This is a genomic window from Amycolatopsis sp. NPDC057786, assembly GCF_042797905.1.
In the GTDB taxonomy this organism is placed as follows: Bacteria; Actinomycetota; Actinomycetes; order Mycobacteriales; family Pseudonocardiaceae; genus Amycolatopsis.
Genome location: NZ_JBHVKW010000014.1, coordinates 1 through 16,869 on the forward strand (window position 1 = coordinate 1; position 16,869 = coordinate 16,869).

General features: G+C 69.7%; 17 protein-coding genes. 9 read left to right on the forward strand and 8 right to left on the reverse strand.

All coding sequences use genetic code 11. The annotated features are described in order from the left end of the window. Positions 1 to 165: 165 nt before the first annotated feature. Both ACFVM3_RS11395 and ACFVM3_RS11400 read left to right on the forward strand, forming a co-directional pair. Positions 166 to 1,530, forward strand: a complete 1,365-nt coding sequence (locus tag ACFVM3_RS11395; protein WP_378437807.1) for an aspartate aminotransferase family protein — start codon at positions 166 to 168, stop codon at positions 1,528 to 1,530. A gap of 67 nt (positions 1,531 to 1,597) precedes the next feature. After that, positions 1,598 to 2,590: a phosphotransacetylase gene (locus tag ACFVM3_RS11400; protein WP_378437809.1), complete on the forward strand. Its 993-nt coding sequence runs from the start codon at positions 1,598 to 1,600 to the stop codon at positions 2,588 to 2,590. On the opposite strand, the gene ACFVM3_RS11405 is transcribed toward ACFVM3_RS11400, so the two are convergent. Further along, positions 2,568 to 3,563, reverse strand: coding sequence for a YeiH family protein (locus tag ACFVM3_RS11405; protein ID WP_378437811.1), 996 nt, complete (start codon positions 3,561 to 3,563; stop codon positions 2,568 to 2,570). The two genes, ACFVM3_RS11400 and ACFVM3_RS11405, sit on opposite strands and share 23 nt — an antisense overlap. A 72-nt stretch (positions 3,564 to 3,635) precedes the next feature. Between ACFVM3_RS11405 and ACFVM3_RS11410 the strand changes: the two genes are divergently transcribed. Next, positions 3,636 to 4,523 (forward strand): LysR substrate-binding domain-containing protein, encoded by an 888-nt coding sequence (locus ACFVM3_RS11410; RefSeq protein WP_378437813.1) that lies wholly within the window; start codon positions 3,636 to 3,638, stop codon positions 4,521 to 4,523. A gap of 194 nt (positions 4,524 to 4,717) precedes the next feature. Then, complete coding sequence (locus tag ACFVM3_RS11415; RefSeq protein WP_378437931.1) at positions 4,718 to 6,097, forward strand: amino acid permease; 1,380 nt, start codon at positions 4,718 to 4,720, stop codon at positions 6,095 to 6,097. Between the two features lie 246 nt (positions 6,098 to 6,343). Here ACFVM3_RS11415 and ACFVM3_RS11420 read toward each other — a convergent pair whose 3' ends face one another. Then, on the reverse strand, positions 6,344 to 7,252 hold the full coding sequence (locus ACFVM3_RS11420; RefSeq protein ID WP_378437815.1) for an RNA polymerase sigma-70 factor: 909 nt from the start codon (positions 7,250 to 7,252) through the stop codon (positions 6,344 to 6,346). Between the two features lie 72 nt (positions 7,253 to 7,324). Then, positions 7,325 to 8,221 carry an alpha/beta fold hydrolase gene (locus ACFVM3_RS11425; protein ID WP_378437816.1) on the reverse strand — a complete coding sequence of 299 codons (897 nt, stop codon included), beginning with the start codon at positions 8,219 to 8,221 and terminating at the stop codon, positions 7,325 to 7,327. Between the two features lie 61 nt (positions 8,222 to 8,282). On the opposite strand from ACFVM3_RS11425, the gene ACFVM3_RS11430 reads away from it, so the two are divergent. The 3 genes from ACFVM3_RS11430 (at position 8,283) to ACFVM3_RS11440 (ending at position 11,374) form a co-directional block, all read left to right on the forward strand. After that, positions 8,283 to 8,924, forward strand: coding sequence for a winged helix-turn-helix transcriptional regulator (locus ACFVM3_RS11430; protein ID WP_378437818.1), 642 nt, complete (start codon positions 8,283 to 8,285; stop codon positions 8,922 to 8,924). A gap of 7 nt (positions 8,925 to 8,931) precedes the next feature. Further along, on the forward strand, positions 8,932 to 10,167 hold the full coding sequence (locus tag ACFVM3_RS11435; protein ID WP_378437820.1) for an acetyl-CoA hydrolase/transferase family protein: 1,236 nt from the start codon (positions 8,932 to 8,934) through the stop codon (positions 10,165 to 10,167). Between the two features lie 469 nt (positions 10,168 to 10,636). Beyond that, entirely contained in the window at positions 10,637 to 11,374 is a 738-nt protein-coding gene (locus tag ACFVM3_RS11440; protein ID WP_378437822.1) for an ANTAR domain-containing protein, read from the forward strand. 26 nt (positions 11,375 to 11,400) lie between these two features. On the opposite strand, the gene ACFVM3_RS11445 is transcribed toward ACFVM3_RS11440, so the two are convergent. The 3 genes from ACFVM3_RS11445 to ACFVM3_RS11455 all read right to left on the reverse strand — a co-directional run bounded on the left by ACFVM3_RS11445 (position 11,401) and on the right by ACFVM3_RS11455 (position 14,124). Continuing rightward, positions 11,401 to 12,375: a GAF domain-containing protein gene (locus ACFVM3_RS11445; protein ID WP_378437824.1), complete on the reverse strand. Its 975-nt coding sequence runs from the start codon at positions 12,373 to 12,375 to the stop codon at positions 11,401 to 11,403. 20 nt (positions 12,376 to 12,395) lie between these two features. Continuing rightward, complete coding sequence (locus tag ACFVM3_RS11450; RefSeq protein WP_378437826.1) at positions 12,396 to 13,112, reverse strand: GAF and ANTAR domain-containing protein; 717 nt, start codon at positions 13,110 to 13,112, stop codon at positions 12,396 to 12,398. A 289-nt stretch (positions 13,113 to 13,401) separates the two neighbouring features. Further along, a complete protein-coding gene (locus tag ACFVM3_RS11455) occupies positions 13,402 to 14,124 on the reverse strand; it encodes an SDR family NAD(P)-dependent oxidoreductase (RefSeq protein WP_378437828.1) in 723 nt (240 codons plus the stop codon). Between the two features lie 61 nt (positions 14,125 to 14,185). On the opposite strand from ACFVM3_RS11455, the gene ACFVM3_RS11460 reads away from it, so the two are divergent. After that, complete coding sequence (locus ACFVM3_RS11460) at positions 14,186 to 14,743, forward strand: MarR family winged helix-turn-helix transcriptional regulator (protein WP_378437829.1); 558 nt, start codon at positions 14,186 to 14,188, stop codon at positions 14,741 to 14,743. Here ACFVM3_RS11460 and ACFVM3_RS11465 read toward each other — a convergent pair. Both ACFVM3_RS11465 and ACFVM3_RS11470 read right to left on the reverse strand, forming a co-directional pair. Beyond that, a complete protein-coding gene (locus ACFVM3_RS11465) occupies positions 14,654 to 15,517 on the reverse strand; it encodes a MerR family transcriptional regulator (RefSeq protein WP_378437831.1) in 864 nt (287 codons plus the stop codon). The two genes, ACFVM3_RS11460 and ACFVM3_RS11465, sit on opposite strands and share 90 nt — an antisense overlap. 28 nt (positions 15,518 to 15,545) lie before the next feature. Continuing rightward, positions 15,546 to 16,325, reverse strand: coding sequence for an alpha/beta fold hydrolase (locus ACFVM3_RS11470; protein WP_378437833.1), 780 nt, complete (start codon positions 16,323 to 16,325; stop codon positions 15,546 to 15,548). Positions 16,326 to 16,535: 210 nt separating this feature from the next. Here ACFVM3_RS11470 and ACFVM3_RS11475 point away from each other — a divergent pair, with 210 nt between their 5' ends. After that, positions 16,536 to 16,802: a hypothetical protein gene (locus ACFVM3_RS11475; protein ID WP_378437835.1), complete on the forward strand. Its 267-nt coding sequence runs from the start codon at positions 16,536 to 16,538 to the stop codon at positions 16,800 to 16,802. The last annotated feature ends 67 nt before the right edge of the window (positions 16,803 to 16,869 follow it).

Consider the following 16,869-nt stretch of genomic DNA (forward strand, 5'->3'; position numbering starts at 1 on the left):
GTGTCGCGAAAGCCACTTTCGGGACATCAGACGTCGCGAAAGTGGCTTTCGCGACACACCACCCGGCCAACTGGACCCATCGATCGTCGCCGCTCTGGTGCTGGGCCGGTGCCAGCCGGGTTGCGAAAGTCAAAGCACAGACTCGTGTCTCGAAGGAGGTCTCCGGTGGACGTCACCCAGCTGCGAGCGCAGGCTCGACGGCATCTCGGCCCGCACTTCACCCGCAAGGACACCTGGGCCTCGGATTTCCCGGTGTTCGTACGCGGCGAGGGAAGCTACCTGATCGACACCGAAGGGCGCCGCCATCTCGACGGTCTCGCCGGGCTCTTCTGCGTCAACATGGGCCACGGGCGCGCCGACATCGCCAAGGCCGCGGCCGACCAGGTGGGCACCCTGGCGTACGCGAGCAACTGGGGTTCGGCCCACACCCCGGCGATCGAGGCGGCCACGTTGCTGGCCGAGCTCGCGCCCGGCGACCTCGGGACGACGTTCTTCGTCAACTCGGGCTCGGAGGCGGTGGAAACCGCGCTGAAGTTCGCCCGGCAGTATCACCGCAGCCAGGGGCAACCCGAGCGGACGAAGATCATCAGCCGCGACATGGCGTACCACGGCACGACCATCGGCGCCCTCTCGGTGACCGGGCTGGCGAAGATCAAGGAACCTTTCGGTCCGCTCATGCCGGGAGTCCGGCATGTGCCGAACACGTTGGGGCTGCTGGGAGACTGCGGTCCGGCGTCCGAATTGGACTGTGTCACGGCGATCGAGCGGGTCATCCTCGAAGAGGGACCGGAGACGATCGCGGCGCTGTTCGCCGAACCGGTCCAGAACGGCCGCGGCGCGCTGGTGCCGCCGAAGGGATATTGGCCCGCTTTGCGCGCCCTGTGCGACAAGTACGGCATCCTGCTCGTGTCCGACGAGGTCATCTGCTCGTTCGGCAGGCTGGGGCACTGGTTCGGGCACGGGGTCACCGGGGTCGTGCCGGACCTGATCACCTTCGCCAAGGGGTCGACGTCGGGGTACGCGCCGCTCGGCGGGGTGATCGTGCGCGAGAAGCTGGTCACCGAGCTGTACGACTCACCCAAGGGCGGCGTCTTCACCCACGGCGCGACGTGGGGCGGGCACCCGGTCGCCACCGCCGTTGCCGTCGCGAACCTCACCGCGATGCGGGACGAGCGGGTGCTCGACAACGTGCTCACCGAGGGGCCGGAGCTGTTCGCCGCGCTGAACTCGCTCAAGTCCGCGCACCGTTGCGTCAAGGATGTCCGCGGCACCGGCTTCTTCTACGCCATCGAGCTGATGGCCGACCGCCACAGCGGCCGGGAGCTGACCGAGGCCGAGTCGTTGAAGGTGCTTCGCGAGGTGCTCCCGGAGGCGTTCCGGCGCACGGGCGTCATCCTTCGCGGTGACGATCGCGGCGCGACGATGCTGATGATCTCGCCGCCGCTCGTCGCCGATCGCGAGGTGCTCACCGAGCTTCTCCACGGCGTCGACGCGATGCTCAACGACGTCGAGAAGGCCGTCCAGCCCTGATCCTCTTTTCACCATGTGGGGGTCGCCGTCTTCCGGCGGCCCCCACTTCGTCCGTGGAGGTACTTCGATGAGCCTGACCACCGAGGTCACGCCGGACGCCACGCTCGACGGCTGGCGGGAGGCGTTGCGCGGCCGGAATCTCCGCGTCGCCTTGCCGGACGGCGACGACGAGCGCGCCGTCCGCGCCGCGATGAAGCTCCGGGACGAGGGGATCGTGCAGCCGCTGCTTTTCGGTGACGGGGCACGCCTTCGCGCGGCAGGGGCCACTGAGGACGTGAACGTGGACATCTCGGACGCCCTCGCCGACGACGGGATCGAGGCCGCCCTGGCGGCGGGATTCACGCGTCGTCCGGAGAACCTCGACGCCGCCCGGCGCGATCCGGTGTTCGTGGCTGCCGCGGCCTTGCGGGCGGGTGTCGTGGACGCTTGTGTCGCCGGCGCGACCCGGCCGACCGCCGACGTCCTGCGCGCGGGGCTGCGGGTCGTGGGCCTGGCCTCGGGAGTGTCCACTTTGAGCAGTTGCTTCCTGTTGCTGCTCCCGGACGGGCGGCGGCTGACCTTTTCGGACTGTGCCGTGGTCCCCGAGCCGGGCGCGGAGCAGCTGGCGGACATCGCCCTCGCCGCCGCGGCGACCCACCGCGGCCTGACGGGCGAAGACCCCGTGGTCGCGATGCTGTCGTTCAGCACGCAGGGGAGTGCGGCCCATCAGCGCGTCGACGTCGTCCGCGAGGCGACTTCCCTGGTGCGGCAGCGGGAACCCGGCCTTCCGGTGGACGGCGAGTTGCAGTTCGACGCCGCGCTGGTGGCGTCGATCGCGGCGGCCAAGGCACCCGGATCCGCGGTCGCCGGCCGCGCGAACGTCCTCGTCTTCCCGAATCTGGACGCCGGCAACATCGGTTACAAGATCGCCGAGCGGCTCGGCGGGGCCGTCGCGCTCGGCCCGATCCTCCAGGGCCTCGCCGCGCCGCTCAACGATCTCTCCCGCGGTTGCTCGTCCTCCGACATCGAAACGCTCGCCCTGCTGAGCGCGGTCCAAGCTAGCCGAGCAGGGCGAGGGTGACGTAGGCGATGGTGCCGACGAGCACCGTGGAGAGCAGGCCGAGCAGGAGCGCCCGGCCACCGGTGCGGACCAGGGTGCCGATCCGGACCGCGCAACCGAGCCCGAAGAGCGCTCCCGCCAGCAGCAGCGTGCAGACCACCTTGGCGACGTCGAGCGCGACGCCCGGCAGGATCCCGGTGCTGCGCACCACCACCATCGCCAGGAAACCGAGGACGAACAGCGGGACCAGTGGCGCGCGCTTCCCGCCCGCGGACGGGCGGCGACGGCGTTCGTGCACGCTGACCGCGGCGACCATCGGGGCCAGCAGGACGACACGGCTCAGCTTCACCACCACGGCGACCGCGACGGCGGCGGTCCCCGCCGGGGTGGCGGCCGCGACGACCTGCGCGACCTCGTGCACGCCCAACCCGGCCCAGCCGCCGATCCGCAGCGCGTCCATGCCCAGCCAGCCGCCGAGCAGCGGGACCGCCGCGATCGCCAGGCCTCCGTAGAAGGTGACCAGGGCGACCGCGGTCGCGACGTCGGAGTCTTCACGCTCGACGACGCCTTCCATCGCCGCGATCGCCGACGCGCCACAGATGGAGAACCCGGTCGCGACCAGCATCGCGAGACCGCGCGGAACGCCGATCAGCCTCCCGAGCCCGATCGTGCCGAGGAACGTGAGACCGACCGTCAGCACGACCGCGAGCAATGTGCCAGGACCGAGGGAAAGCACCGAAGGGAGCGCGAGTTGCAAGCCGAGAAGGACGACACCGGCGCGCAGGAGCTTCTTCGTCACCTTCGCGATGGCTTGCCGGGTGCCGTCCGAGAGCACCGGGAGCGAGCCGGCGACCACCCCGAGCACGACCGCGAGCGTGAGGGCGCTGAGCACGGGAACGGCGGTGCTCAGCAGGTACGCGACGGCCACACCGAGCGCCGTGATGGCGAGACCGGTCAGATGCGGCTTCGTCCGCCGCGCATACGTGGTGCTCATGCTGACGAGCGTCGTCCGGAGAGGACGGTGCCGGTAGCCGCGAATGCGGCGGGTAGGTCATGCAGTTTGGCTATGACTGCACCGGAGCTGGACTTGTTGCGCCTGCTCGTCCTCGTCAGCGAACTGGGCAGTATCGGGCAGGCCGCCGCCACGCTCGGGCTCGCGCAGGCGTCGGCGAGCAAGCGGCTGTCCTTTGTGGAACGACGGCTCGGGCTGGTGCTGATGGACCGGACTCGCCGCGGATCCGCGCTCACTCCCGACGGTCGCGTGATCGTCGGCTGGGCGCGCCGCGTGCTCACCGAACTCGACGGGCTGCTCGACGGCGCCGAGGCCCTGCGGACCCGCCACGAGGCCGGACTCCGCGTCGCGGCGAGCATGACACTGGCCGAGCATCTGGTCCCGGTCTGGATCGGCGAGCTCAACCGCGCGAACCCCGGCCTCCACCTCGGACTCGAGGTCACGAATTCGGACCAGGTGGCCGTACTGGCCCGCGACGGCAAGGTCGACCTGGGCTTCGTCGAGTCGCCCGGGGCGCTGCCCGGTCTCGCATCGCGGAAAGTCGCCAGGGACCATCTGGTGGTGGTCGTTTCCGGCACTCATCCCTGGGCGCGTGAACGTCGCCCGCTGACCCCGGCGGAGCTGGCGAGCACGCAGCTCGTGGTGCGGGAACACGGCTCCGGAACCAGGGAGACCGTCGACGCCGCCTTGCGCCGGGCCGGGGTAGGGCCGGTGAAACCGTTGCTGGAGCTGGGTTCCGCGTCCGCCGTCCGCAACGCCGTGCTCGCGGGCGCCGGCCCCGCGGTGATCAGCGCACTGGACGTCGCCGGACATGATCTCGTGGTGGTCCCGGTGGAAGGTGTCCACTTCGGCCGCGTTCTGCGCGCGGTCTGGCCCGCCGGACGGCGGCTCGACGGCCCGGCGGCGGAACTGCTGGCCTTGGCGACGCGCAAGAAGTCCTGAGTGGTATCTGGACCCCTTTCCCACATCGTAACTGGCACTCGCTCAGGGCCCGACTTGTTCTTACGGTGACCGGAACCACAATGGAGCTCCCAGCGCCACCGCCCCGGCGGTGCGTGCGAGAAGGAGGAGACGTGACTTCAGCGTCCGACCCGGCACAGAGCAGCGGCCTGAAACCAGGGCTCAAGCAGCGACATATGAACCTGATCGCCCTCGGCGGCGTCATCGGGGCAGGGCTGTTCGTCGGCAGCGGCGTGGTCATCCAGTCGGCCGGTCCGGCCGCGGTGGTCTCGTTCCTCATCGCGGGCCTGATCACCGTGCTGATCATGCGCATGCTCGCGGAGATGACGATCGCCAAACCCGCGCTCGGCTCGTTCTACGTCTACGCGAGGGAAGCGCTCGGCAATCGCGCGGGCTTCGCCGTCGGCTGGATGTACTGGTACTTCTTCGTCATCGTCGTGGCGGTCGAAGCCGTCGCGGGCGGCCGGATCCTGCAGCTGTGGGTACCGGACGTGCCACTGTGGGTGCTCAGTCTCGGCCTGCTCCTGATCCTCACCGGCACCAACATGGTCTCGGCCAGGTCCTACGGCGAGTTCGAGTACTGGTTCTCCTCGATCAAGGTCGTCGCGATCGTCGTCTTCCTGGTCGTCGGTGCCCTGTACCTGTTCGGTTTCTGGCCGGGTGCCCAAGGTGGACTGACGAATCTGGTCTCCCACGGGGGATTCGCGCCACTCGGGATCGGCGCGGTACTCGCGGCGGTGGTCCCGTGCATCGGTTTCTACACCGGCGCGGAGATCGTCACCATCGCCGCCGCCGAGTCCGCGGAACCGAAGAAGGCGATCGCGAAGGCCATGCGGTCGATCGTCTTCCGGGTGGTGCTGTTCTACGTCGGTTCGGTGTTCCTCGTCGTCGCGATCAAGTCCTGGGACGACCCGGCGACCGCGGTGAGCCCGTACGCGGCCGTGCTGGAGGTGCTCGGCATCCCGGCCGTGGCCACGATCATGAACGCGATCGTCCTGACCGCGGTGCTCTCCTGCCTGAACTCGGCGCTGTACACGTCGTCGCGGATGCTGTTCGCGCTCACCAGCAACGGCGACGCGCCGAAGGCCTTCACCAGGCTTTCCCGCAGCGGTGTCCCGCGGCGCGCGATCCTGGCGGGGACCGTGATCGGGTACGTGTCCGTCATCGCCGCCTACACCTCGCCGGACCTGATCTTCCAGTTCCTGGTCAACTCCTACGGCGCCGTCGCGCTGTTCGTGTACCTCTCGATCGCGCTCGCGCAGGTGCGGCTCCGCCGCAGGCTGGAACGAGAGGATCCGGACAAGCTCACGCTCAAGATGTGGCTGTTCCCGTGGCTGAGCTACGCCACCATCGCGCTGATGGCCGCGGTGATCCTGGCGATGGCGCTGCTGCCGTCGACGCGCTCGCAGTTCTGGCTCAGCGCGGTGACGCTCGCGTTGATCCTCGCCGGATTCGAGATCCGCAGGCGGCGGGGGCGGCCGATGGCCAAGGTGCCGTCGGGACCCGTCGATCCCGAACCCGCGCGGGACGCGGCATCGGCCGCCGTCCGGGAGTGACCCGGTGAAGCTCGGCCCGCCCGCGGGTTCCCTTTTCGAGGGGTAAGGCAAAGGTGGCGTGGTCGGTACAGGTGGTCGTGAGTGGCGTTTCGGGTTCTAAGCCGAAACGCCATTCACGACCAGGGCCGAAGGCTCCCATCACCGCATCGGACGCGCCGAAGGGAGCCTTCACCTCGCCGCCGACCCCGCCCACGAGCACGACACGTTCGCCTTGCCACTCAAATCCCGCGGGCGGGCCGTTGCCGTTCACCGGCTCACGGTAATCTCCCTTGTCACGCTGGAAAGTTTCTCGGGATTGCGGACGTGGTACGCGCCGGTGACGTAGCCGTTTTCGACCCGGACCGCCAGTACGCCGTCGATCTCTCCGCCGACGCGGATCAGCAAGCCGGGACCACCGTTGACCTGTACCGGTTCGACGGACCTTTCCGCGTCGCGTTTCCACCAGCCGACGGCGAGGAGACGAGCCACCTTGTCCGCGCCCACGATCGGCCGCAGGAGTGCGTGTTTCACCCCGCCGCCGTCGCTGAGCGCGACGACGTCCGGCGCGAGGATGTCGAGCAGGCCCTGCAGATCCCCGGTTTCCACAGCTCTCTGGAAGGCCTGGAGCGCGGCGCGGTGTTCGGCCGGTGACCCGGTGCCGCGCGGTCTGCGCGCGGCGACGTGGGCCCGCGCCCGGTGGGCGATCTGGCGCACGGCGGCGGGAGTCTTGTCGACGGCCTCGGCGATTTCGTCGTAGCCGACGGCGAAAACCTCCCGCAGCACGAAGACCGCTCGCTCGGTCGGCGCGAGTGTTTCCAGTACCAGCAGCATCGCCATCGAGACGCTGGCGGCCAGCTCCACGTCCTCGGCGACATCGGGCGCGGTCAGCAGCGGTTCGGGCAGCCACGGGCCGACGTAGGACTCCTTGCGCCTGCCGAGCGTCCGTAGTCGTTTGAGTGCCTGCCGGGTGGTGATCCGGACCAGGAACGCGCGCGGGTCCAGCACCGTGCCGAGGTCGACGCCCGCCCAGCGCAACCAGGTCTCCTGCAGGACGTCCTCGGCGTCGGTGGCCGAACCGAGCATCTCGTAGGCCACGGTGAACAGCAGATTGCGATGGGTCACGAACGCTTCGGTCGCCGGGTCCATGGCGCCGCGCGCCTCGTGTCGTTCACTCATCGCTGGTCCTCGCTCAGGTCGTATCGATCGTGCTCTGCCCATACGACCCCGGCCGGCACCGGTTTGTGACAGTCAGCCCGTTTCTGGCCGCGTCCCCAGCCAGTCGCGGACCGCGGCGACGAATTCCTCCGGGGCGTCGGACTCGACGTAAGTGCCGGCGCCCTCGACGATCACGGTCCGATGGTCGGGGAAGGTCGCCTCCAGGCGTTCGCGTTCCTGGGGGCGGAAGGCGATGTCGGCGTCGCCCCACACGATCAGCGCCGGCAGGTGAGCGACGTCGGCTAGTCCCGCCTCGACTTCGGTGAAGAAGGCTCGGCTGGCGAGGGTCCGGCCGGGGAGCACGGCGGACGCCTGCCGCCGCGCGGGGGTGGCCAGCGCCCGGCGGTACTGGGTCATCTCGGCCGAGGTCGGCTTCCGCCTCCGGTGGCCGGTGGGGATGAACCCGTTGACGAGGAGGTTGAACCGCCGGACCAGGAAGCGGACCACGGGCCCGCCGATGACGCGGGAGAAGGCCTCGAAATGCAGGATCCCGTTGACCGGCCAGGCCCAGGTGTTCGCGAGCACGAGCCGGTCGAACGCACCCGGCCGTCGCTGGGCGGCGGCCAGGCCGATCAGGCCGCCCCAGTCCTGCCCGACCAGGGTCGCTCCCTCGATGCCGAGCGCGTCGAGGAACGCGGTGACCACGTCCGCGTGCTCCTCGGGCCAGTAGCGGTAGCCGGGTTTCGGTGTCGACAACCCGAAGCCGGGGTAGTCGAGGGCGACGCACCGGAAGTCTTCGCGCAGCGCGCGGATGACGTCGCGCCAGAGGAACGACCAGGTCGGGTTGCCGTGCAGGAACACCAGCGTGGGACCCGAGCCCTCGTCGATGTAGTGCACGGCGTGCCCGTCGATGTCGACGAAGTGGCTCTCGAACGGGAACAGGTCGTCGTCGACCCAGGAAGGCCGGACGCTCTCGGTGATATCGGCCATCGCGGCCTCCTCCAGGTTCGGTAGGCTTGAGTTTTTCACGGTCACTTGAGAAACTCAAGCGATGCGGAGTTACGGCCAGTACTGCGGGCTCGCCCGTGCGCTCGACGTCGTCGGCGATCGGTGGAACCTGCTCATCGTCCGCCAGCTCCTCATCGCCCCCGCCCGCTATCGGGAGCTGCTCGACGGGCTCCCCGGCGTGGCCACCAATCTGCTCGCCGACCGCCTCCGCGACCTGGAGAACGCCGGCGTGGTCGAACGGCGGCTGGCCGAGGGGACCAACGCCGTCGTCTACGCCCTCACGGAGTGGGGCGCCGGGTTGCGCGAGCCGATCGAGGGTCTCGTCCGCTGGTCCACGCCGCTCATGACGCGCGGACCGGACGGCGACCGCTTCGACGCCGCGTGGCTCGTCGTCGCCCTTCGAGCGTTGCTGCCCGGCGAACCCGCCGGGCGCCGGTCGTCGACGATCGGCATCGAAGTGGACGGCAGCGTGATCCGGCTGCGGACGACACCCGGCGGCACGCAGGTCGAGAAGCACGACGGCGGGGAACTCGACGCCGTCCTCCGAGCGGACGCGGCGATCGTCCTCGGGCTGGCCGCGGGTGCGCTCAAGCTCGACGACGTCGCCGGGCTCGTCGCCATCGAAGGAGACGAAGCCGCGGTGCGGGATATCCTCCGGACCCGCCACCCGGCCCCTCGGGCATGATCGGCTCATGCGCGTCCTGTCGGAGAGTCAGCTCGGTTCCGTCCTGGCGGGCGTTCCCGCGTCACACCCCCGGGTGGTGGTGAGCGGGAACTTCGCCACCCCGATGCGGGCGCTGAACGTGCTGGACGCGGCGCTGGCGGAGTACCGGTTGTTCGCGTTGAACGCGCAGGCCGGAATGCCGGACCGCGAAGGTGTGCTGCTGGAGACGCCGTTCGTGGGGGCGGGGATGCGCGGCCGCGCCGGGCTGCGGTACTTCCCTTCGCGCTTGTCGCTGGTGCCGCAACTGCTCAAGACCGCGTTGCCGCCGGACGTCGTCCTGCTGCACACGTCGGTGCCGGTGGACGGCGTGGTGTCGCTGGGCACGGAGGTGAACATCCTGCCCGCGGCCGTCGAGGCGGTGCGGGCGCGCTGTGGCCTGGTCGTCGCGCAAGTCAACCCCGAGATGCCGTTCGTCCACGGTGACGGACTCCTTCCGGTCAGTGAGATCGACTACGCCCTCGATGTGGCCGAGCCGCTCCTGTCGCCGGTCCCGCGGCCGGTGGGGGACACGGCGCGGACCATCGGTGAGCGGGTGGCGAGCCTGGTCGAGGACGGCGCGACCCTGCAACTGGGCATCGGCGGGATCCCGGACGCGACACTGGCCGCGGTGACCGGAAGACGCGGACTCGCGATCTGGTCGGAGATGTTCAGCGACGGCGTCCTCGCGCTCGACCGCGCCGGTGCACTCGATCCGGCGGTGCCGGTGACGGCGTCGTTCGTGTTCGGTACCGCGGAGCTGTACCGGTGGCTCGACCGCAATCCGCGGATCCGCTTGCTGCGCACGGAAAAGACGAACGATCCCGCCGTGATCGCCCGGCAGCGCGGCCTGGTGTCGGTGAACAGCGCGCTCGAGGTGGACCTGTTCGCGCAGGCCAACGCGAGCCGGGTGCGCGGGGCGATCTACTCGGGCTTCGGCGGGCAGACCGACTTCGTGGTCGGGGCGCTGCATTCACCCGGCGGGCGGGCGATCATCGCGCTGCCGTCGTGGCATCCGAAGGCCGACGTCTCGACGGTGGTGCCGCGGCTGGCCGGGCCGGTGACGTCGTTCCAGCACAGTTTCCTGGTGAGCGAACACGGCGTCGCGACCATCTGGGGCAACGACGCGAGCGAGCAGGCGCAGCAGATCGTCGACCGTGTCGCGCATCCCGCGGCCAGGGACGAATTGGTGACGCGGGGCAAGGAACTGGGCTTCACGCTTTCGTAGCGGTGCCGGATTTGGACGTGTGTGCCGGAGCGTGGCCTGGAGTCTTTGCTGCGAGGGTGAATGTTGTGTCGCGAAAGCCACTTTCGCAACCTTCAGCGTTGCGGAAGTGGCTTTCAGGACGTGTCGGGGGAGTGGCCCCGAATGCCTGATCCGGAAGTCTCTGTTGTGACGTTGAATGTTGTGACAGGTCGCCTGGGTCTTTGTTTGTGTCGCGAAAGCCACTTTCGGGGCATCTGACGTCTCGAAAGAGGCTTTCGCGACATGAGCGCCGGTGCCCGACGCGGGAACCCCAAGTCCCGCAGCCGGACGGCGGAAACGCGCGCAAGGCCAACAGGAGTGTGTGACGTATCGGGTCGAATCGTCACTTCGCGGCAGGCATCGGGCGAGACCGGTGGCCTTGACACACCCCGATCTCCCCATAGCGTCAAAGGCAGGCACTGAACGCAGGTTCAGGGGAAGGGGAACCGCCATGTCCTCGCCTGACGAACCCGCCGTCATCCGCCGCCAGCTGGACGAGGTGACGACGGCGCTGGAAGCGCTGATCCGGTCTCTGGAGGACGATGGCGGGCTGGATACCGCCCTGGAGGTGATCTCCCGTCAACTGCTGCACGTCATTCCCGGAGCCGACATCGTCAGTGTCACCCTGTTGAAGGACGGGACCCCGACCACGGCCGCCTGCACCGATCGCCGCGCCCTGGGCATCGACATCGACCAGTACCGCGCCGGTGCCGGGCCTTGCCTGGAGGCGGCCACGGCGAGACGGGTGGTCCGGGTGGATGTCGAGACCGCCCGCGCCCGCTGGCCCCGGTTCGCCGAGCACGCGACGTCCGCCGGAGTCGCCAGCTTCCTCTCCGCGCCGCTGGCTGTCGACGACGAGCACACCGGATCGCTGAACCTCTACGGATTCCACGTCCACGGCTACCGCGAGGTCGACGCCGTGTTGCTCGAACTCTTCGTCACGGCCGTCGAAGGCGCGATGCGAGCCACCGCCCGGTACCGCATCGCCCGGCGGGAAGCAGACCAGCTGGCCACCGCGCTGGTGTCCCGGGCCGTGATCGACCAGGCCAAAGGCGTCCTCATGGGCGCGCACGGCGTCACCGCTGACGAGGCGTTCCAAGAGCTGGTGGCGCAATCGCAACGGGAGAACGTCAAGCTCCGCGACTGCGCCGAGCGGCTCGTCACCGCGATCGTTCGGCCTCGGTCATGAGGGCCGCCCGTGATCCCGACCCGGAGTCACTCGAGATCGCGGCGCGCCTTCTCCGGGCGCTCGCGGCGCGGGCGGCGGTCAACGAAGCCGTCGGAGTCCTGCAAGGCTGGCAGGGCTGTGACTCCGCCCAGGCGCTCGACGGCTTGAGCGGCGGCGCCGGACGCGAAGCGGAGGCCTCCCGGATCGCGGCGATCGTCGAAGCGCAGGCCGACGGCACCGCCGACCCCGACTACGGAGGCTGGACTTAGGCCCCGGCCACGACGGCGGGGTCGAGGACGCCGCTCGTGATCGCCCCCCGTCACCTCGCGCACCATCCGGCCGTTTTCGGAGACGTAGGCGAGAATCGCGGCTTGGGCCGCCGCGGGCTCGATCCCGAGTGTTCCCGCCACGACGCCGACGGCCTGGCCGAGCTGGGCCCGGTCGTTCACCGCGGTGACCGTGGCCTCCAGGAACCGGTCGGAGCGGCGGCCACCGCGTTCCTGCACCAGCGCGAGCACCGCGAGATCGGACACCACCTGCGCCAGCTCCAGCTGCCACCGCTCCAGTGTCCTTTCGATGTCGTAGAGCAGGTTGAACCCGCCCACCGCCCGTCCGTCCAGCCGCAACGGGATCGCGACCGCCGCGCGGAATCCGGCCGCGAGCGCCGCCGGGACGAACTTCGGCCATCGCGAACCGTCGGCCGCGAGATCGGGTGAGGTGATCACGGCGGCCGTGGCGATGGAATCGACGCACGGTCCCTGATCGATGTCGGTCTGCAGCGATTCCAGGAATCGCATCTTCCCGTCGGAGGCCGCCACCACGTCCAGCCCGCCACCGGGTCGCGACAGGAGCACACCGGCAGCGGACGCCCCGAGCAGTTCGGTACCCACCTCGAGGGTCAGTCGCAGCACGGTGTCGTTGTCCGGCGTGCCGACCAGCCGCGCGGTGATGGCGCCGAGTGCTCCGGTCAGGTCGGACGGCAGCGTGCCGGGATCGCCGCCAGCCCTTCGGTGACGACTCATGTTTCCTCCAGGTCGACGGTTCATTCGGCGAGCTCGTCCAGGACGATGCGCCGTTCCAGCACATCACGGGCGACTTCCAGGATCGACCGGTTCCGCCCGTAGGCATGGGCGCGCAGGCGGGTGAAGGCGTCATCGAGACCGATGTGCAGCTGGGCGGCCAGCATTCCGGTGGCCACATTGACATCCTGGAACGACCGCACCGGGTCCGGGGCGAATTCGTGGCCCTCGACCTCGGCCGACCTCGCCTGCCGCAACAACGCCGCGGCGCCGAGATCCGCCGCCAGCACGGCATCCCTCAGCTCGTCGCTGGGCAGTCCGCCGGGACTGTGGCGAATCAGTTCCAGGGTGCCCAGCCGGATGGCCCCGAGCTGGAGCGGGAACGCGAACATCGCCGTCACCCCGCCGGCGAGGGCCGCCTGCGCGAAACCCGGCCAGCGGACCTGCTCGATGTTCAGATCCGGCACCAGCACCGGTGATCCGCTCGTGAACGCTTCCACGCCGGGCCCCTCGCCGACGGTGTACTGCGCTTCGGCCAGGTCGGCGGCCCACCGGTCGCTGGCACCCAAGACCTCTTCGGCGTGCGAACCACCCCGCAACGCCAGGATCGCCGCGTCCACCTGACCCATGGTTTCCACACAGGCGAGGCAGACGGTCTGTGCCCAGCTGTCACGACGACCCGCCACTTCGGCGGCGGAGGCGATGGCCCGCCACAACGGTCCTCGATGCCGCCCATCCACCGCCGTGCTCCTTGTCCGCCTGGGCAATCCGGGCTGAGGCCCCGGAAATGCAACCCTACGAGATGACACCGGTGACGGCAGCTTCATCCCGGGCGGAACTCGCGCTGAACGGCCGGCTCGCCCCCCGGGAGTTCCACCCTCACCAAGGGAAAGCCGGCCGCCCTGTGACGCGGTGGGGACGTGTGCACGCCACCCACCGCCGTCGTGTGCCTGTCGGCCTGGGCAGTGGCTACCCGCGCGTGAGGCGTTCAAACCGATGGTTACGAGCGGGCCTCACCGTTCTGATCCATCATCTGCTCGGGTGGGCGCCGCCGTTGACTCCAAGGGTCTGTCCGGTGATGTGCCGAGCGCCCGCGGAAGCGAGGAAGTACACCGTTTCGGCGATGTCGGCGGGAATCCCGGCACGGCCGGTGCAGGTCGCGTCGACCAGTTGCTCCGCCCGCTCGGCGGGGAGCCTGTCGCGGAAGAACTCGGTTTCCCGGATGTAGCCGGGCGCGACCACGTTGGTGGTGATCCCGCGTGCGCCGAGCCTGCGGGCCAGGTCGATGTTCCATGACGCCAGCCCGGCCTTGGCCGCGCCGTACGATCCGGCACCCTGGTCGGCGGCGATGGACCCGATGTGGATCACCGATCCGCCTTCGGACAGCCTGCTTTCGGCGGCGGTGGTGGTCAGCACCGCGCTGATCAGATTGGCGTCCAGATTGGCCCGCCACCGCGCGAGGACTCCGGCGAGGCCGTCCCGCTCGGGGAGATCGAAGTCGGTGTTGCCACCGGCGTTGTTGACCAGCACGTCGATCGGTCCGTCGAGCTCGGCCAGCGCGGCGACGACCTGCTCGGGGTCGGTGCTGTCGCAGACGAGTGGCCGGACCGACGAGCCCAGCTCCGCCGCCGTCGCGACCAGTACGTCCTTGCGCCGTCCGGTGATGTGCACGACGGCGTCCGCCGCGAATTTCGCCGCCACGGCCTTGCCGATGCCGGTGCCCCCGCCGGTGACCAGGATTGTCCGAGTCATCTGCCTTCTTTCGTGTTCGTCGATCCCGTCACGTTTAGACCTAAATGATAGGGTGGGGGTCGTGTGGCGACAAGAGGATCCAAGGCCGGACGCGGCGGACGAGATCGAGGCGGCGTGGCAGCGCGAACGGCCGGGAACGTCGACCGAGTCCATCGGCATCGTGACCAGGGTGTGGCAGCTGGCCAAGGTGTTCGGCGAGGACCGTCGCCGCGTCCTCGCCGACTCCGGCGTCGATTCGGCCACGTTGGACCTGCTCAGCGTGCTCCGGCGCAGCTCCCCGCCGTACTCGTTGACGACCAGGGAGCTGGCGAGGTCGACCCTGGTCACGGCGGGCGCGATCTCACAGCGGGTGGCCCGCGCGGAACGTGAGGGGCTGGTCGAGCGGCACACCGAACCGCCCGGCCGCAGCGTGTACGTGACACTGACCCCGGCCGGGCACGCGCTGGTGGAGCAGACCGTCGACCGGGTGCTCGAGCGGGAACTCGACCTGATTTCCGGGCTTGGCGACGAGCAGCGGGCCCAACTCGCCTCACTGTTGCGGGTGCTGCTCGCCGAGGTGCAGAGCCGGTGCGGCGATCACGGCGTTTCCCATGTCGGCGATGTCGGTACGGCCTTCTGAATCCGCCGGGGCCACGCGTTCGAGCTTCGTCCAGCCGGTCCAGCCTCGCGTTCTCATCAGCTCGATCAGGCGGCGGGCCGGCGGGGCGGTGTCGAAGGCCAGTGTGTCCATCAGTTCGGCGAACGGCGGGCTGACCTCGGTGTCGCCGACATAGGCCTCGTTCCGCTCGTCGGCCATCCGCGTGATGTAGACGGCCAGCCTGTCGGCCAGCTCGACCAGTCCGGGATCGTCGCCCTCCCGGTCGAGAGCCTGCCCCAGGGTGAGATAGAAGTCGATGAGCGGTGGATCGGTGATCCGCTCCCTCTTGCGCGCCGCCCATTCCGGGACCCGTTCGGGTGAGTGCGCGGCCAGAAGGATCCAGCCGTCCCGCTCGACCTGGACGATCCGCTCGTCGACGCCGTGCGCCCGCAGCCGGTCGAGGATCTCGACCACCTCCTGGGGCAGCACCAGACTTTCTCCGGCGGTGAGCCGGGCGATCCGCTCGCGATGCCGCTGCCGCTGCCGGATCTCGGCCCGCAGCCGCTTGTCGATGTCGGTGACCGCCGCGGCGAATTCCTCCTCCCCGGCCTGGAGCAGTTCCCGCACCCGCGACAGCGGGACCCCGGCTTCGGCGAGAGTCCTGATCCTGATCAGCTCCACCACGGCACCGGCGTCGTACCTCCGGTAGCCGGAGTGGTCGCGTCCGGGCTCCGGCAACAGACCCTTGGCGTGATAGTGCCGCACCGCGCGCACCGTCACCCCCGCGTACGACGCCAGCTCGCCGATGGTCAACATCTGCCCAGTGTCCTCGACCGCGTGCTGGTCAGAAGGTCGCCTCGCGGATCAACCGGGCGATGTCCCGAGCGTGGGTGACGACGAGCCGGTGGTCGGCGTCGAGCCACGACGTGGTGAGGTGCGGCCGTTCGCGGACGAGCCGTTCGACTCCGGCCCGCCAGTTCTCGTTGCGCCACCGCGTTCGACCGTCTTCGCCGTCCCCGGCCATCGAGGTCGACATGATCAGGTGGATCGGACGGTCGATCTTCCGGTACCGGTCGAGGATTCCGGAGCGCACCGTTTCGATCTCCAGGTTCAGGTCGAGGAAGTCCTGAGGGGCCAGCAGTACCTGACGCTCGGTACCCGCGGCCCGCTCGAATTCGTGCCGCAGTCCTTCCGCCATCGCACGGAACTCCGGCAGCTCGGCCTCGGTGAGGAACGGTTCGGGTACCGGGTTCGCACCGTCGATGAGGACGAGCCCGGATACGGCGTCCGGATGGCCGGCGGCGTAGTGCACGGCCAGATCCGCGCCGAGCGAATGCCCCACGAGCAGCGGCGCGTGGACGTCCAGTTCCGCCAGGACGGCGCCGAAATCACCGAGGAACGCCTCGAAGCTGTACCGGTCGGCGGACGAGGAGAGGCCATGACCTCTGAGGTCGAAGGTCACCACATCGTGGTCGCGGCGCAGCAGCTCGATCAGTTCGCGCAGGTCGGCCTGAGTCGTGAGGAGTCCGGGACACAGGACGAGCGGCCGTCCCCGGCCGCCGCGGGAGACCTGGATCGTGACGCCGTCGCGGTGGATCGTGAAAGGGCTGTCTTCCGTGCTCATGGCGGCCATGCTGACGGGTTGACCCTGCGTCAGGGTCAACCCGCCAGCGGCCGAGCTCGATACGTTGGGCGCCTTGGGAACCACAGCGCGAAAGCAGCAGCAGGATCGGCTCCGCCAAGCGAGCGGCCGCCGCGCCCCTCGCCTCGCCCGCCGTCGCGAGCGCCGCACCCGCCGCGGGGTGCTCGGCGTTCATGAACTCGGCGGTCAGTGGTGGGTGGTTACCAGGCCACACTCACCTGCGACGGTATCGGGCGTTCGTTCATCGACGGCCTCGGCACCACGCTCACCGATGCAGGCGGAGAAGCGCGCGCTCCGGCGCAGATCGCGCTCGGCGGCGGCGACACCTGTAGCGCTTTCCTGCACACCACGGCTCCCGGCGGCTACAAAGTCACGCTTACGTGTGACGGCGCCGGGCTGGTGTCCGGTTTCGGCGCCACCTTGACCGACGCCTCGCGAGCCGCTCTCGCCGCCATCTGAGAGACGCAGTTCGCAGGCGCGGCTCAGCCTCCCGTGTGCGGAACGGTGGTTTCGAGCGAGGTGTCGC

What these genes read in the sequence shown, in the direction of transcription:
- ACFVM3_RS11400 (WP_378437809.1), top strand. Translation starts at nt 1,598, where the DNA reads ATGAGCCTGACCACCGAGGTCACGCCGGACGCCACGCTCGACGGCTGG.
- ACFVM3_RS11405 (WP_378437811.1), bottom strand. Translation starts at nt 3,563, where the DNA reads ATGAGCACCACGTATGCGCGGCGGACGAAGCCGCATCTGACCGGTCTC.
- ACFVM3_RS11410 (WP_378437813.1), top strand. Translation starts at nt 3,636, where the DNA reads ATGACTGCACCGGAGCTGGACTTGTTGCGCCTGCTCGTCCTCGTCAGC.
- ACFVM3_RS11415 (WP_378437931.1), top strand. Translation starts at nt 4,718, where the DNA reads ATGAACCTGATCGCCCTCGGCGGCGTCATCGGGGCAGGGCTGTTCGTC.
- ACFVM3_RS11420 (WP_378437815.1), bottom strand. Translation starts at nt 7,252, where the DNA reads ATGAGTGAACGACACGAGGCGCGCGGCGCCATGGACCCGGCGACCGAA.
- ACFVM3_RS11425 (WP_378437816.1), bottom strand. Translation starts at nt 8,221, where the DNA reads ATGGCCGATATCACCGAGAGCGTCCGGCCTTCCTGGGTCGACGACGAC.
- ACFVM3_RS11430 (WP_378437818.1), top strand. Translation starts at nt 8,283, where the DNA reads ATGCGGAGTTACGGCCAGTACTGCGGGCTCGCCCGTGCGCTCGACGTC.
- ACFVM3_RS11435 (WP_378437820.1), top strand. Translation starts at nt 8,932, where the DNA reads ATGCGCGTCCTGTCGGAGAGTCAGCTCGGTTCCGTCCTGGCGGGCGTT.
- ACFVM3_RS11440 (WP_378437822.1), top strand. Translation starts at nt 10,637, where the DNA reads ATGTCCTCGCCTGACGAACCCGCCGTCATCCGCCGCCAGCTGGACGAG.
- ACFVM3_RS11445 (WP_378437824.1), bottom strand. Translation starts at nt 12,375, where the DNA reads ATGAGTCGTCACCGAAGGGCTGGCGGCGATCCCGGCACGCTGCCGTCC.
- ACFVM3_RS11455 (WP_378437828.1), bottom strand. Translation starts at nt 14,124, where the DNA reads ATGACTCGGACAATCCTGGTCACCGGCGGGGGCACCGGCATCGGCAAG.
- ACFVM3_RS11465 (WP_378437831.1), bottom strand. Translation starts at nt 15,517, where the DNA reads ATGTTGACCATCGGCGAGCTGGCGTCGTACGCGGGGGTGACGGTGCGC.
- ACFVM3_RS11470 (WP_378437833.1), bottom strand. Translation starts at nt 16,325, where the DNA reads ATGAGCACGGAAGACAGCCCTTTCACGATCCACCGCGACGGCGTCACG.